General features: G+C 71.6%; 13 protein-coding genes and 2 pseudogenes. 11 read left to right on the forward strand and 4 right to left on the reverse strand.

Going from position 1 to position 14,240, the window contains the following annotated elements:
* Positions 1-179 precede the first annotated feature (179 nt).
* From ACFZDC_RS27150 to ACFZDC_RS27195, 10 genes are all read left to right on the forward strand, one after another.
* Positions 180-1,175 carry a 5-dehydro-4-deoxyglucarate dehydratase gene (locus ACFZDC_RS27150; RefSeq protein WP_391327933.1) on the forward strand — a complete coding sequence of 332 codons (996 nt, stop codon included), beginning with the start codon at positions 180-182 and terminating at the stop codon, positions 1,173-1,175.
* Positions 1,172-2,335 carry a hypothetical protein gene (locus tag ACFZDC_RS27155; protein WP_391327935.1) on the forward strand — a complete coding sequence of 388 codons (1,164 nt, stop codon included), beginning with the start codon at positions 1,172-1,174 and terminating at the stop codon, positions 2,333-2,335. Before ACFZDC_RS27150 ends, ACFZDC_RS27155 begins: the two co-directional genes overlap by 4 nt.
* Before the next feature lie 221 nt (positions 2,336-2,556).
* A complete protein-coding gene (locus ACFZDC_RS27160) occupies positions 2,557-3,144 on the forward strand; it encodes a TIGR03086 family metal-binding protein (protein ID WP_391327937.1) in 588 nt (195 codons plus the stop codon).
* Between the two features lie 282 nt (positions 3,145-3,426).
* Positions 3,427-4,188, forward strand: coding sequence for an MBL fold metallo-hydrolase (locus ACFZDC_RS27165; RefSeq protein WP_391327939.1), 762 nt, complete (start codon positions 3,427-3,429; stop codon positions 4,186-4,188).
* Positions 4,189-4,345: 157 nt separating this feature from the next.
* Positions 4,346-5,002 carry an FCD domain-containing protein gene (locus ACFZDC_RS27170; protein ID WP_391327941.1) on the forward strand — a complete coding sequence of 219 codons (657 nt, stop codon included), beginning with the start codon at positions 4,346-4,348 and terminating at the stop codon, positions 5,000-5,002.
* Positions 4,999-5,910: a dihydrodipicolinate synthase family protein gene (locus ACFZDC_RS27175; RefSeq protein WP_391327943.1), complete on the forward strand. Its 912-nt coding sequence runs from the start codon at positions 4,999-5,001 to the stop codon at positions 5,908-5,910. The genes ACFZDC_RS27170 and ACFZDC_RS27175 overlap by 4 nt, the downstream gene beginning before the upstream one ends.
* Complete coding sequence (gene araD, locus ACFZDC_RS27180; protein ID WP_391327945.1) at positions 5,898-7,640, forward strand: L-arabinonate dehydratase; 1,743 nt, start codon at positions 5,898-5,900, stop codon at positions 7,638-7,640. Before ACFZDC_RS27175 ends, araD begins: the two co-directional genes overlap by 13 nt.
* A 142-nt stretch (positions 7,641-7,782) precedes the next feature.
* Positions 7,783-7,920, forward strand: coding sequence for a hypothetical protein (locus ACFZDC_RS27185; RefSeq protein ID WP_391327947.1), 138 nt, complete (start codon positions 7,783-7,785; stop codon positions 7,918-7,920).
* Positions 7,904-8,374: a hypothetical protein gene (locus ACFZDC_RS27190; RefSeq protein WP_391327948.1), complete on the forward strand. Its 471-nt coding sequence runs from the start codon at positions 7,904-7,906 to the stop codon at positions 8,372-8,374. Before ACFZDC_RS27185 ends, ACFZDC_RS27190 begins: the two co-directional genes overlap by 17 nt.
* Positions 8,375-8,618: 244 nt before the next feature.
* Entirely contained in the window at positions 8,619-9,416 is a 798-nt protein-coding gene (locus ACFZDC_RS27195) for an HAD family acid phosphatase (RefSeq protein WP_391327950.1), read from the forward strand.
* 9 nt (positions 9,417-9,425) lie between these two features.
* Here ACFZDC_RS27195 and ACFZDC_RS27200 read toward each other — a convergent pair.
* A pseudogene (locus tag ACFZDC_RS27200) lies at positions 9,426-9,814 on the reverse strand (1,4-beta-xylanase); the annotation flags it as partial.
* Positions 9,815-9,929: 115 nt separating this feature from the next.
* Between ACFZDC_RS27200 and ACFZDC_RS27205 the strand changes: the two are divergent.
* Positions 9,930-11,381, forward strand: a complete 1,452-nt coding sequence (locus tag ACFZDC_RS27205; protein ID WP_391327951.1) for a solute carrier family 23 protein — start codon at positions 9,930-9,932, stop codon at positions 11,379-11,381.
* Positions 11,382-11,539: 158 nt separating this feature from the next.
* Here the strand turns inward: ACFZDC_RS27205 and ACFZDC_RS27210 are convergent, their stop codons facing one another.
* From ACFZDC_RS27210 to ACFZDC_RS27220, 3 genes and pseudogenes are all read right to left on the reverse strand, one after another.
* Positions 11,540-12,994, reverse strand: coding sequence for a penicillin-binding transpeptidase domain-containing protein (locus tag ACFZDC_RS27210; protein ID WP_391327953.1), 1,455 nt, complete (start codon positions 12,992-12,994; stop codon positions 11,540-11,542).
* A gap of 55 nt (positions 12,995-13,049) precedes the next feature.
* A pseudogene (locus tag ACFZDC_RS27215) lies at positions 13,050-13,628 on the reverse strand (response regulator); the annotation flags it as partial.
* Between the two features lie 125 nt (positions 13,629-13,753).
* A complete protein-coding gene (locus ACFZDC_RS27220) occupies positions 13,754-14,224 on the reverse strand; it encodes a GNAT family N-acetyltransferase (RefSeq protein ID WP_391327955.1) in 471 nt (156 codons plus the stop codon).
* Positions 14,225-14,240: the final 16 nt, after the last annotated feature.

The following is a 14,240-nucleotide window of genomic DNA, read 5'->3' on the forward strand; positions in this document are numbered from 1 at the left end:
CACGCTAGAGAGGGCCGCGGTGCCGGGTCAAGTGTGCCGTGGAGTGCGGAAATCCGCTGCTGTGTCGGGGGTTTGGCCGCTTGACCGCCCTTGAGAAGGCCCCGTAGCGTGAAGCCGTTCAGAAATATGGACTCTGATCAGCCACATGCACCGATGGCATGCACCGACAGGGAGCGCCCGTGACGCCAGCCCCTCTCGCCGCCCGGCTCCGCGACCCGAGCGGGCCGCTGTTCTTCCCCGTCACGGCCTACGGCCCGGACGGCTCCGTGGACCTCGACGCCTACCGCACCCATGTGCGCCGGGGCGTCGCGGCCGGTGCCGCCGCCGTGTTCACCTGCTGCGGCACCGGGGAGTTCCACGCGCTGCTGCCGGAGGAGTTCGAGGACTGCGTCCGGGCGGCAGTGGAGGCGGCCGGGACGGGAGCGGCCGGGACGGGGGTCCCACCCGGTCGGGCGGAGCCGGGAGCTCGGGGGCGCGTCCCGGTGATCGCGGGCGTCGGCTACGGCACCGCGCTCGCCGTCCGCTACGCGCGTCTCGCCGAGGGCGCGGGCGCGGACGGGCTCCTCGCCATGCCGCCGTACCTCGTGCTCGCCGCCCAGGAGGGGCTGCTGCGGCACTACCGGGAGATCGCCGCGGCCACCGCCCTGCCGGTGATCGTCTACCAGCGGGACAACGCCGTCCTCACCCCGCGAACCGTGGTCGAACTCGCCCGCACCGACGGCGTCATCGGCCTCAAGGACGGCCTGGGCGACCTGGACCTCCTGCAGCGGATCGTCAGCGCCGTCCGCACCGAGGTCCCCGGCGACTTCCTGTACTTCAACGGCCTGCCCACCGCCGAGCAGACCCAGCTCGCCTACCGCGCCCTCGGCATCCCCCTGTACTCCTCGGCCGTCTTCTGCTTCGCCCCCGAGATCGCCCTCGCCTTCCACCGGGCCCTGGAGACGGACGACCAGGACACCGTGCGCCGCCTCCTGGACGGCTTCTACCGCCCGTTCGTGGAGCTGCGCGCCCAGGGCCGCGGTTACGCCGTCTCGCTCGTCAAGGCGGGCGTACGGCTGCGCGGCCTCGACGTGGGCGAGGTCCGGCCCCCGCTGCACGAGCCGGCCGAGGAGCATGTCAAACAGCTCGCCCAGCTGATCGAGCGTGGATACGCGCTGCTGGAGGAGGACGCGTGAAGGCATCGGCGTTCGTCTACCCCTGGGACGTCAACGGGGACCCGGAGGCCCCCGCCCGCATCGCCGCACTCGGCGTCGAGCAGGTGACCCTCGCGTCCGCCTACCACTCCACCCGCGCCCTGACCCCCCGCCACCCGCGCCACCGCATCGTCACCGCCGAGTACGCGGCCGTCCTGTACCCCGTCGGCAACCGCTGGGCGGGCCGCGGCCTGCGACCGTGCCCGGCCGGGCGCTGGGCCCCCGGGAACGCCTGGGAAGAGGCCGCCGAGGCGCTCACCGCCGCCGGTCTCGAGGTGCACACCTGGGCCGTCCTCGCGCACAACTCCCGCATGGGCGCCGAAAATCCGGACACCTCGGTCGTCAACGCCTACGGTGACCACTACCCGTGGGCCCCCTGCATCGCCCAGCCCGCCACGCGCGCGTACCTGGTCGACCTGGCCGCCGAGGCCGCCGTGCGACCGGGCGCGCGGGGCACCGAACTGGAGTCCCTGGGCTGGTACGGCCTGCAGCACCTGCACGCCCACGACAAGACCTCCGGGGTCGGCCTCGGGGACGCCGGGCAGTACCTGATGTCGCTCTGCTTCTGCCCGGTCTGCCGCGCCGGGTACGGCGAACAGGGAGTCGACGCCGAGGGGGTGGCGGCCGCCGTACGGGACGCCCTCGAGCCGCTGTGGCGCGGCGCGGCCGCCGACGGGGGCTGGCCGACGGTCGAGAAGCTCCTCGGCGAGGACAGGGCGGCCGCCACGCGCGCGTGGCGCGACACCACCGCCCGCACCCTCCAGGAGGAGGCCGTCACCGCCGTGCGCGCCGCCGCACCCGACGGCTTCCGGATCCTGCTGCACGCTGACCCGGTGCCGTACCACTGCGGCGCCAACGTGGGCGTCGACCCGGCCCACATCCTCTGCGTCGCGGACGGCGTGGTGGTGCCCTGCACGGGCGGTACGGCCCTGCTGGCGCCCTTCGCCGAGCAGGCGCGCGAGCACACGGTGCTGGCCGCCAACCTCACGGTGGTCTCCGGCATGGGCGGCAGCCCCGGCACGCTCGCGGCCGACGCGGCACGCGCGCGTGCCCAGGGCGCGACGGAACTGCGCCTGTATCACGCCGGGTTGGCGTCCGACGGGGACCTCACGGCGGTGCGCGAGGCGCTCGCCGCACGCTGAGCCGCGAGCGTGCCGGCCGTCAGGAACAGCGCCAGGCCGTACAGGCGCAACAGCGGACCCGGGCCGGCCGGTTCGATCAGGGCCGCCCCGACGGCCTGCCCACCACGTTCGGCGTGAAGATCAGCGTGTGCGCGGTGGCGCGGGCGCACCGCACCGATGAGTTTCCGGGAGCCGACCGGTCAGCCCTCCGTACAGGTAGCGCAACCACCAAGGAGCAGGCCATGACCGGCACGATCCTCGATCTCGGCCCCCAGACCCGGATGGTGGCGCGGCTCGCCGAGACCGTGACCGACGACCGGCTGGCGGCCCCCACACCGTGCCCGGGCCTGGCGGTGCGGAACCTGCTGGGCCACCTGCTGGGGCTGTCCGTCGCCTTTCGTGACGCCGCCCGCAAGGACCTCGGCGCGACGACCGACACCAACCCGAACGCCGCCGTCCCGGACGTCGGACCCGGCTGGCGCGAGGAGCTGCCCAAGACGCTGGACGAACTCGCCGACGCCTGGCGCGACCCGTCCGCCTGGACCGGCATGACCCGTGCGGGCGGGATCGAGCTGCCCGGCGCGGTGGCGGGCGCGGTCGTCGCCGACGAACTGGTGATCCACGGCTGGGACCTGGCCCGCGCGACCGGGCAGCCCTACGCCCCCGACCCCGCCGCACTCGACTCCGCCCACGGCTTCCTCCTCGCCGCGGTCGACGCCCCGAACCGCGGCAACGGCCTCTTCGGCCCGGTCGTCCCGGTCCCACCGGAGGCTCCCCTGCTGGTCCGGGCGGTGGGCCTGAGCGGACGGGACCCGCAGTGGCGTCCGTAGGCGTCCCCGCCCCAAGGGGGAGCACGGCGCGGTCGGCCCCAGCGGCGGGGCTCCCGGCGGCGGCCGGCGGCCTGCCGGTTCCGGCGGACCGGCCGCTGCCGGCCCGCGCGGTGGGCCTGAGCGGCCCGGGTGCGGGGCGGCTGCCGTGGGGGCCCTGGACGCCGACCGCGCCGTCCGTCACGTCGGTGACGTCGCGTTCCCCGCCGCAACGGCCGCGTCGCCCCGGATTCCACTTGGTCAAGTGAGCCGGGGGAGGGCGCAGGGCGTCGTACGCTCCCTGCTATGCCGCTCACCCTCACCGTCCTCGGCACCGCCTCGCCGCACCCCGGCCCGGACCGGCCCTGCTCCGGGTACCTGGTGTCCGGTGGGGGAGCCGAGGTGTGGGTGGACGCGGGACCCGGTACGTTCGCCGCGTTGCAGCGGCACACGGACCCCGCCCGGCTCACCGCGATCTGGATCTCGCATCTGCACGCCGACCACAGCGCCGACCTGCTCGCCGCCGCCTACGCCTTCGCCTTCGGCGGGATGACCCCGCCCGCACCCATCCCCGTGTATGCGCCGCAGGACTGCGCGCGGCGGCTGGCCGGCTTCTTCGGCCGCCCGGACGTCCAGTTCCTGAAGGGCCTCTTCGACTTCCGGGACCTGTACGACGGCCACGACGTCCGGCACTGGAACCTCCGCCTGACCACCCGCGCCGTCGTCCACGACACCGAGGCGTACGGACTGCGCGCCGAGTCCCAGGGCAGCGTGCTGGCGTACTCGGGAGACAGCGGCCCCTGCCCCGCGCTCACCGAACTCGCCTCCCGCGCCGACCTGTTCCTGTGCGAGGCGGACATCGACGCGCATCACGAACGCGAACAGTTCCAACAGGTTCATCTGACGCCGGAGGACGCCGGGCGCGTCGCCCGTGACGCGCGCGTACGGGAGCTGCTCGTCACCCACGTCGGACCCACGCTCACCAGGGAAGCGGCGACCGGGCGTGCCGCCGTCGCCTCGGGCCGGCCGACCCGCACCGCCGTCGAGGGCGACACCCACACCCTCTGAACCGCCCGGCCCGGCATCGCCGTTCTCTCCCGGCCCCAGCCGCCTCGACTTCCTTTGTCAGAAGCATTGACGAAACACGGGCCCCTTCCTACCTTCAACCGCGTCGTACTTCGTACGTCATATATGAGACGCGATATGTGAGATCCGAGAGGGCCGCATGACCTCTGTGCCCATCCCGATCCCGTCCCGCACGCAGTACGTGCTGGACGCGATCAGACACCGCATCCTGACGGGGCGGCTGACGCCCGGCCAGGCCCTGGTCGAGACGGCGCTGGCCGCGCAGTTCGGGGTGTCCAAGACCCCGGTTCGAGAGGCGCTGAAGACCCTCGCCGGGACCGGTCTCGTCGTGATGAGCCAGTACAAGGGCGTCACGGTGCGCATGGTGGACGCGGACATGGCGCGCGAGGTCTACGACGTGCGGCTGCTGCTGGAACCCGAAGCCCTGCGCCGGGCGGTGCGGCGCGGGGCGCCCCTCGACGCCGCCCGCGACGCGCTCACCCGGGCCGACGCCGCCACCGACGCCGCCGAACGCTCCCTCGCCAACCGCGAGTTCCACCGCGCCCTCTACCTGCCGTGCGGCAACCCGCTGCTCGGCCGGATGCTGGACGAGGTCCGCGACCAGGCGGCGCTCGTCTCGGCCGTCGCCTGGGCGGCCGACCCCTCCTGGGAGCGGGAGGCCGCCGAGCACCGGGAGATCCTGCGGCTCGCGCTGGACGGCGACGCGGCCGGCGCCGCGAGCGCCCTGCACGCCCACATCGCGTCCTTCGTGCGGCGAGCTTTCCCCGAGCCCCACCCAGAGGGAGGTCATCCATGAGCAGCCTGACGTTCGAGACCCAACGGGCGGCCCTGGCCGACGTGGTGGCCATCCCGGTGACTCCCTTCGCCGAGGACGGCTCCGTCGAGCAGGACACCCACCGGGCCCTGCTGCGCCGCCTGCTCGACGGCGGGATCACCACCCTCACCCCGAACGGCAACACCGGCGAGTTCTACGCCCTCACCCCCGAAGAGCGCCGCCTGGTCACCGAGGTGACCGTCGACGAGGCCGGCGACCGTGCCGTGATCCTCGTGGGTGTCGGGCACGACCTGCCCACCGCGATCGCCTCCGCCCGGCACGCCCACGGCCTCGGCGCCCGGATGGTGATGGTGCACCAGCCCGTGCACCCGTACGTCTCGGCCGCCGGCTGGGTCGACTACCACCGCGCCATCGCCGAGGCCGTGCCCGAACTCGGCGTCGTCCCCTACATCCGCAACGCCCAGCTGCCCGGCGCCCGCCTCACCGAACTCGCCGACCACTGCCCGAACGTCATCGGCGTGAAGTACGCCGTCCCGGACGCCGCACGCTTCGCGGCCTTCGCGCGGGACGCCGGCCTGGACCGCTTCGTGTGGGTGGCCGGGCTCGCCGAACCGTACGCCCCCTCCTACTTCTCCGCCGGCGCCACCGGCTTCACCTCGGGCCTCGTGAACGTCGCCCCGGCCGTCCCGCTGCACATGATCGAAGCACTGCGCTCCGGTGACTACCCGGCCGCCATGAAGGTCTGGGAGCACGTCCGCCGCTTCGAGGAACTGCGCGCCGCCCACGGTTCCGCCAACAACGTCGCCGTCGTCAAGGAGGCCCTCGCCGCCCTCGGCCTGTGCCGCAGGGACGTCCGCCCGCCGAGCAGGCCGCTGCCCGAGGACGAGCGCGCCGAGGTCGCCGCCATCGCCGCCGGATGGTCCCTGTGAACGCGCCGCGCAGGAACCCGGAGGAACTGAGGAGCCACCAGTGGTACGGCACCGAAGGCCTGCGCTCCTTCAGCCACCGCGCCCGCACCCGCCAGCTCGGCTACCTGCCCGAGGAACACCTCGGCAAGCCGGCCGTCGCCATCCTCAACACCTGGTCCGACATCAACCCCTGCCACGTCCATCTGCGCGACCGGGCCCAGGCCGTCAAGCGCGGGGTGTGGCAGGCCGGCGGCTTCCCGCTGGAGTTCCCGGTCTCCACCCTCAGCGAGACCTTCCAGAAGCCGACCCCGATGCTCTACCGCAACATGCTCGCGATGGAGACCGAGGAACTGCTGCGGTCGTACCCCGTCGACGGCGCCGTGCTCATGGGCGGCTGCGACAAGTCGACCCCCGCCCTCCTCATGGGCGCCGCCTCCGCCGACCTGCCGGCCGTGTTCGTACCGGCCGGGCCCATGCTCCCGGGCCACTGGCGGGGTGAGGTCCTCGGCTCCGGCACCGACATGTGGAAGTACTGGGACGACAAGCGGGCCGGCCTCATCGGCGACTGCGAGATGACCGAGCTGGAGAGCGGCCTGGCCCGCTCGCCCGGCCACTGCATGACCATGGGCACGGCGTCCACGCTGACCGCGGCCGCCGAGGCGCTCGGCGTCACCGTGCCGGGCGCGTCCAGCATCCCGGCGGTGGACTCGGGACACGAGCGGATGGCGGCCCGGGCGGGCCGGACGATCGTCGAACTGGTCGCCAAGGACCGCAGGCCGAGCGACATCCTCACCCGTGAGGCCTTCGAGGACGCGGTCACCACCGTCCTCGGGCTCGGCGGCTCCACCAACGCCGTGATCCACCTGATCGCCATGGCGGGCCGGGCAGGGGTGAGGCTGACCCTGGACGACTTCGACCGCATCGCCCGCACGGTCCCGGTCCTCGCCGACGTCCGGCCCGGCGGACAGCGCTACCTGATGGAGGACTTCCACTTCGCGGGCGGCCTGCCCGGCTTCCTCTCCCGCATCCCGGACCTGCTCCACCTCGACCGGCCGACGGTGTCGTACGACACCCTGCGCGAGCAACTGCGAGGCGCGCGGGTACACAACGACGACGTCATCCGCACCCGCGACAACCCGGCCGCCGGGGAGGGCGGGGTCGCCGTCCTGCGCGGCAACCTCTGCCCGGACGGCGCCGTCATCAAGCACATCGCCGCCGAGCCCCACCTGCTCGAGCACACCGGCCCCGCGGTCGTCTTCGACGACTACAGGACGATGCAGCGCACCATCGACGACCCCGCCCTCGGCATCACCGCCGACAGTGTGCTGGTGCTCCGCAACGCCGGGCCCAAGGGCGGCCCGGGCATGCCCGAGTACGGGATGCTCCCCATCCCCGACCACCTGCTCAGACAGGGCGTACGGGACATGGTGCGCATCTCCGACGCCCGTATGAGCGGCACCAGTTACGGGGCCTGTGTGCTGCACGTGGCACCGGAGTCGTACGTCGGAGGCCCGCTGGCGCTGGTGCGCACCGGGGATCCCATCACCCTGGACGTCGGGGCCCGAACCCTCCACCTCCACGTGGACGACGAGGAGTTGGAGCGCAGGCGGGCCCAGTGGACACCGCCACCCGCCCGTTACGAGCGCGGCTACGGCGCCCTCTACAACGAGCAGATCACCCAGGCCGACACCGGCTGCGACTTCGAGTTCCTGGCCCGCCCGGGCAAGGTGCCGGACCCGTACGCCGGCTGACCCCCCGACCGGGTGAGGTCCCTCACCCGTGTGTAGAGAGCAAGCGCTTCCCGTCTCCCGCTGCACCGCCCGTCCGTCGCCCGACCACCGCGCCACGGACCCCCTTCGGGCGGCACCTCCCCACCGTGAACGGAGGACAGTCATGGCCCAAGCCGCAGCCGTGGTGAAACCGCCCGCGCCACCCCGGCGCCGTGCCTCCGCGACCCCGCGCAGGCTGCCGTACCTGCTGATCGCCCCGGCGGCCCTGTTCATGCTGGGCTTCGGTGGCCAACACCGCTGAGAGGCTGCTCTCCTGGACAGCGGCGGACCCGCGGCATCCGGTGCGCCGGCCGACCCGGTGGCTCACCCGTGGCGCCCTCGTGTCGAACAGCGCGTTCCGGCCCGACGGCACAGTGCTCGCCGTCACCGACGGCAAGGACACCACGCGTCTTTGGCGGATCGAGAACGGCCGGATCACCACACGCCTGGTCGTGGTGCGCACGATCGGCTCGGGAGCGGACCTCGCCTTCGGCCCGGACGGCCGGACCCTCACCTGGGGAAGCTCCGGTGATCTGGGCAATGCGAGGGGAGAGGTCCTGGGGCACATCGAGCTGTGGGACGTGAGCAACCCGAGAAGTCCCGTCTACAAGGGCACCTTCGCCTACGACACCGACAGCCCAGGGAGTTTCAAGCGGCCTGTCGTACAGCACCCAGGGGAAGAGGCCCCTGCCGGCCGCCGGCGGCAAGACCGTTGAGGTCTGGGACACCAACGCCTCGGACCTCACGTACATCCCGTGCAAGAGCATCGGTGACGTGATCACGAGGCCCGAGTGGGCGGCGTACGTCCCCGGTGAGCCGTACGACCCGCCGTGCCAATGACCCGGCCATCTGGCCGAATTGGAGTGTATCGATCGGATAAAAAGACTCGTTTTCCGGGTGTGATGCGCGTAGACAGTGCGTGACCTGGTGCAACAATCACCGACACATCCCGGAGTTTCCATGCGGAAGTCCCTCAGGGCGGCTGCCGTCGTCGCGGCCTGTACCGTCGCGGGCGGTGCCCTGTACGCGGCCGGCGCGGCCACCGCCGGTCCGTCCACGGCGAACTCGACCCACGAGCCCTACAACATCGGGCTCCTGGTGAAGGACATCGACACCTACTACGGCACCACCGCCGACAGCAACGGCGTCTACCAGGCGTCCCCGGACAGCCCGTACGCCAAGGACCTGGCGGGCATCGACGCCGATGCCAGGCGCTACATCGACAAGACGGCCCGCAAGGCGCACCGGCACGGCGAGAAGGCGGCCGTCGTCTTCGACATCGACGACACGCTGTTGCTCAGCCTCGACTACGAGAAGCGCTACAACTACACGTACAACGGCACCACCTGGGCCGACTACGTGAACAGGGCCGACCGTCCGGCCGTGTTCGGCAGCCCCGAGCTGGTCCGGTACGCCGAGTCCAAGGGCGTCGAGGTCTTCTACAACTCCGGTCTCAGCGAGGCGCAGCGCACCGCCGCCGTCGAGAACCTGAAGAAGATCGGCGCCGATGTGAACCTCGACGCCGACCACATGTTCCTCAAGGACAAGGCCAACCCGCCGGCCTACCTGGGCGACTGCGCCACCCCGGGCGCCTGGAACTGCACGACCGTGCAGTACAAGTCCGGCACCCGCAAGCACATCGAGGACGACCTCGGGTACGAGATCATCGCCAACTTCGGCGACCAGTACTCGGACCTGGACGGCGGGTACGCCGACCGCACGTACAAGCTGCCGAACCCGACCTACTTCGTCTCCTGACGATCACCCGTAGGTCCTGAGCAGCCGCTCGTACTCGGCCCCCGTCACGGCAGTACCGTGCCGTGACGGGGGCCGGCGGGCAGCGCGTAGTCCGTGGACGTCGTCCACTGGCCCGACGCGAGATCGGTGGTATCGGTGGTCTCGACGGGCACGTAACCGCGCAGGCCGTACTCGTCGATGAACAGGGACCACTTCTTCCCGGTGTTCGGCCTGAACACCGCCGGCCCGTCGCCCCGCTGGATCGAGCCGCTGCCGATGCGGTCGGAGACGAAGTCGTACGACGTGCCGGTCGGGTCCCGTGACTTCTCCGCGGTGCTGGACTTCGAGCACGGGGAGCCGGAGCTCGGATCCCGCTCGTCCTTCGTGAACCGGTAGTACGTCTTCCCGTCCTTGATCACCGCATGGCGGACCGAACCCGATTCCGTAACACGGTGAAAACCTGAAACGGGTTCAACGGGGGAACAATCCAGCCAGCATCCGCACACCGCTCATCAGGCAACGAGGAGTACGACCATGTCCGAGACGCAGAAGGTGGAACCACGGCAGAGCGCCGCACCACCTGCTGGGAACAGCGTCGACCGGTACTTCAGAATCTCCGAACGGGGATCCACCTTCGGCCGGGAGATACGCGGCGGTCTGGCCACGTTCTTCACCATGGCCTACATCCTTGTCCTGAATCCGATCATCCTGGGCAGCGCCAAGGACAAGTTCGGCCACTCCCTCGACACCGGCCAACTCGTCACCGCCACCGCGCTGGTGGCCTGTGTGATGACGATCATCATGGGCGTCGGCGGCAACCTCCCGCTCGCCATCGCCGCCGGGCTCGGTCTCAACGCCGTCGTCGCCTTCCAGCTGGCCCCGCTGATGAGCTGGGCGGACGCGATGGGCCTCGTCGTCCTCGAAGGCCTGATCATCTGCCTCCTGGTCGTCACCGGACTCCGGAAGGCGATCATGAACGCGATACCGCAGCAGCTGAAGCAGGCCATCGGCGTCGGCATCGGCCTGTTCATCGCCTTCATCGGCTTTGTGGACGCCGGGTTCGTCAGCCGGATCCCGGACGTCGCGCACACCACCGTGCCCGTGCAACTCGGCGCCGTCGGGCGCCTCACCGGCTGGCCCGTCCTCGTCTTCTGTCTCGGCGTCCTGCTGACCATCGCGCTGCTCGCCCGCAAGGTGAAGGGCGCGATCCTCATCAGCATTGTGACGATGACCGTCGTCGCGATCGTCATCAACGCCGTCGCGGACATCAAGAGCTGGGGCCTGACCACGCCGAAGGTCCCTGACAAGATCGTCGCGGCCCCGGACTTCGGGCTCATCGGTCACTTCAGCCTGTTCGGCGGCTTCGCCAAGGCCGGCGTGCTCACCGCCGTCCTGCTGGTCTTCACCCTGATCCTGTCCGACTTCTTCGACGCCATGGGCACGATCGTCGGCATCAGCGCCGAGGCCGGACTGCTCGACGAGCAGGGGCAGGTGCCCGGCATCGGCCGGGTGCTGTTCATCGACGGCGCCGCCGCCGTCGCCGGCGGTGTCGGTTCCGCCTCCTCCAACACCGCCTACATCGAGTCCGCGGCCGGTGTCGGCGAGGGCGCCCGCACCGGTTTCGCCAACCTGGTCACCGGCGGGCTCTTCGGCCTCGCGCTCTTCCTCACCCCGCTGCTGACGATCGTTCCGCTGCAGGCGGCGGCGCCCGCGCTGATCGCGGTGGGCTTCCTGATGATGACCCACGTCAAGCACATCGACTGGGACAAGTACGAGATCGCCATCCCGGCGTTCCTCACCATCGCCGCGATGCCGTTCACGTACTCCATCACCGACGGCATCGGCGCGGGCTTCCTGTCCTACGTGCTCATCAAGACGGTCCTCGGCAAGGCCAAGGAGGTCAACTGGCTGCTGTGGGCCGTGTCGGCGCTGTTCCTCGTCTACTTCGCGATCGACCCGGTGGAGCAGATCCTCGGAGTCAAGTGAGGTCGAGGGTCTGTCCGGCGGATCAGGCCGGCTCCGGGCAACGGTGTCTTGCCGGTACGGACGGGCGTGCCATGCCCCGCGATTCCGGCATGATCCGCCGGACAGGCCCAAGGGGGCCCTGGGGGGCGGTTCCGCAGAACCGCCCCCTGCGTGCGCACCTACTCGAGTGCCGCCCGCATCATCGCCCTGGCCACCGGCGCCGCCAATCCGTTGCCGCTGACCTCCGACCGAGCCGCATCGGACTGCTCGACCATCACGGCGACAGCGACCTCCTTGCCGCTGCTGTCCGACTTGCCGTAGGACGTGAACCAGGCGTACGGCGTCTTGCTGTTGTTCTCACCGTGCTGCGCGGTACCGGTCTTGCCGCCCACGGTCACCCCGTCGATCAGCGCGTTCGTACCGGTGCCGTCCTTGACCACCGTCTCCATCGCCGACTGCAACTGCTCGGCCGTGCCGGCGCTGACGATCTGCCGTGTGCTCGCGCTGTCGTCGTAGTCCTTCACCACATCACCGCCACTGTCGGTGATCCGCGCGACCATGTGCGGCGACACCGATTTCCCGCCGTTGGCAATGGCCGCCGACACCATGGCCATCTGGAGCGGGGTCGCGGTGACGTCGAACTGGCCGATGCCGGAGAGGGCGGTCTGGGCCTTGTCCATGCCCGACGGGTACACGCTGGCGTAGGCCCGTACCGGCACGTCCTGCGCGGCGTCGTTGAAGCCGAACTTCTCGGCCATGGCCTTCACCTTGTCCTGCCCGAGCCGGACGGCCATCCTGCCGAAGACGTTGTTGCAGGAGTACCGCAGGGCGGTGCGGATCGAGGCGTTCCTGCACGGAGCCGACTTGTTCTCGTTCGACAGCACCCTCGTCGTACCGGGCAGTGTGTACGGGTCGGGGCTGTCGGTGGGGTCGCCCACGTTCTCGTACAGCCCGTCCTCCAGCGCGGCCGCCGCCACGACCAGCTTGAACGTGGAGCCCGGCGGCAGCGGCTGGCGCAACGCGCGGTTGGTGAGCGGCTTGTCCTTGTCCGCGTTCAGCTTCTTCCAGGCCGCCCCGGCCGTGTTCGCGTCGGTGAGCTGCGAGGGGTCGTACGACGGGGTCGACACCACCGCGAGGATCTTGCCGGTCTTCGGGTCGATGGCGACGGCCGCGCCCTTGTTGCCGCCGAGCGCGTCGTACGCCGCCTTCTGCACGGCGGGGTCGATGGTCGTGAGCACGTTGCCCGGCTCGGCGCGCTCACCGGTGATCGTGTCCATCACGGTCTTCAGCTGGTTGTCCGTGCCGTTGAGCAGGTCCGCGTAGATGCCCTCCAGCTGGGTCGGTGCGTAGGCCTGCGAGGCGTAGCCCGTCACCGCCGCGTACAGCGTGCCGTTCCTGTACGTCCGCTTGTACGCGAGGTCGCCGCCCTTCGTCCGTGCCGAGCCGGTGATCGAGTTCCCGGCCACGATGATGTTCCCGAGCGGCTGTGAGTACGTCTCGATCGCGTTCCGCCGGTTGTCGTTGTCTTCCGCGAGGGCCTTGCCGTCGTAGAACTGCACCCAGGTCGCCCTGACCAGCAGAGCGAGCACGAGGAGCAGGGCGAAGACGGACGCCCGCCTGATCGTCTTGTTCATCCCGCCCGTGAAGACGATCGGGACCGGGGCAATCGTTCCCCTACGCCCCCTTTTCTCATCGCGCGTTCAGAAAGCCGGCCTCGCACGCGGCGATCACCGCCTGTGTCCGGTCCCGGGTGCCCGTCCTGGCCGGTACCGCCGCTACGTGCGACGTCACGGTGGCGGGGCCGACGTCCAAGCGCCGGGCCATCGCCGCGTCGGTCGGCCCGGCGGCCCTGTGCCGCAGCACCTCGCTCTCGCGCCCCGTGAGCCTGCTCTCACCCACGCCGGGGGTGCGGGGCCCGGCGCGTGTGCGGGGACGCGAGGGCCCGTACGGCCGATGGGAACAGCAGGCGCTCCGCGCGACCAGCCGTACCGCCTGCGCGAGCGCGTCGGCGTCCACCCGCTTCAGCGGGAACCAGGCGGCTCCGGCGCGCAGCGCGTCGTGCACGGGGGAGTCGTTCCCGAACGTGGTCACGGCCACGACCCGGCGCGGTTGGCCGAGGGCCGCGAGGATCCGCTCGTGGCCCGGATGCCGTCGGCCTCCGGCATACGGACGTCCCTCAGGCCGACGTCGGGGCGCGGCTCACCGGACGGCGGACACCGCCTCGGGACCGGCCGCCGCCTCGCCGACCCCCTCCGGGCCGGGCTCGGCAGGGGGTACGGGCAACGGGGGCCGGGGCGGCCGCGGTTGCGGAGGTCGGCCCCCAACGCTCCCGCGCCGGCCCGCGCGTTCACCGCGTGCGCGCGGACGATCCGCCTCCGCCGGACGGGCGAGGGTCACTCCTCCAGCGTCAGGATCACCTCGTCGATCTCCGCCCCGCGCCCGTTGGCGAACCCCCGCGCCCGCGCGCGCTCGCGGAAGCCGCACTTCTCCAGCACCCGCAGCGATCCGGCGTTGTCGGCGGCGGCGCGGGCGTACAGCGGGCGTTCGGGCACCTCCGCGAGCAGGGCGCGCAGGGCCGCCGTCGCCACGCCCCGTCCCCAGTACGCCCGCTCGATCCAGTACGTCACCTCGCGCTCGCCGGGCTCCCCGTAGACCGCCGCGCTGCCCACCACGTCGCCGTCGGCCAGGACCGTGCGCAACACGTCGGCGGAGGCCCGGATGCGCCGCCAACGGGCCTCGAAGGCATCTCTGTCGGCAGGGTCCTTCGGGCCGAACGCGGCCATCCGGAGGGCCGCGGGATCGGTCATCTGCCGGAAGAAGACCGGCAGATCGCTGTCCTCGACGGCACGCAGCGCGATCTCCATGGGCCAGAGCCTACGC

It is taken from the genome of Streptomyces sp. NPDC007905 (assembly GCF_042959345.1).
Lineage (GTDB): Bacteria > Actinomycetota > Actinomycetes > Streptomycetales > Streptomycetaceae > Streptomyces.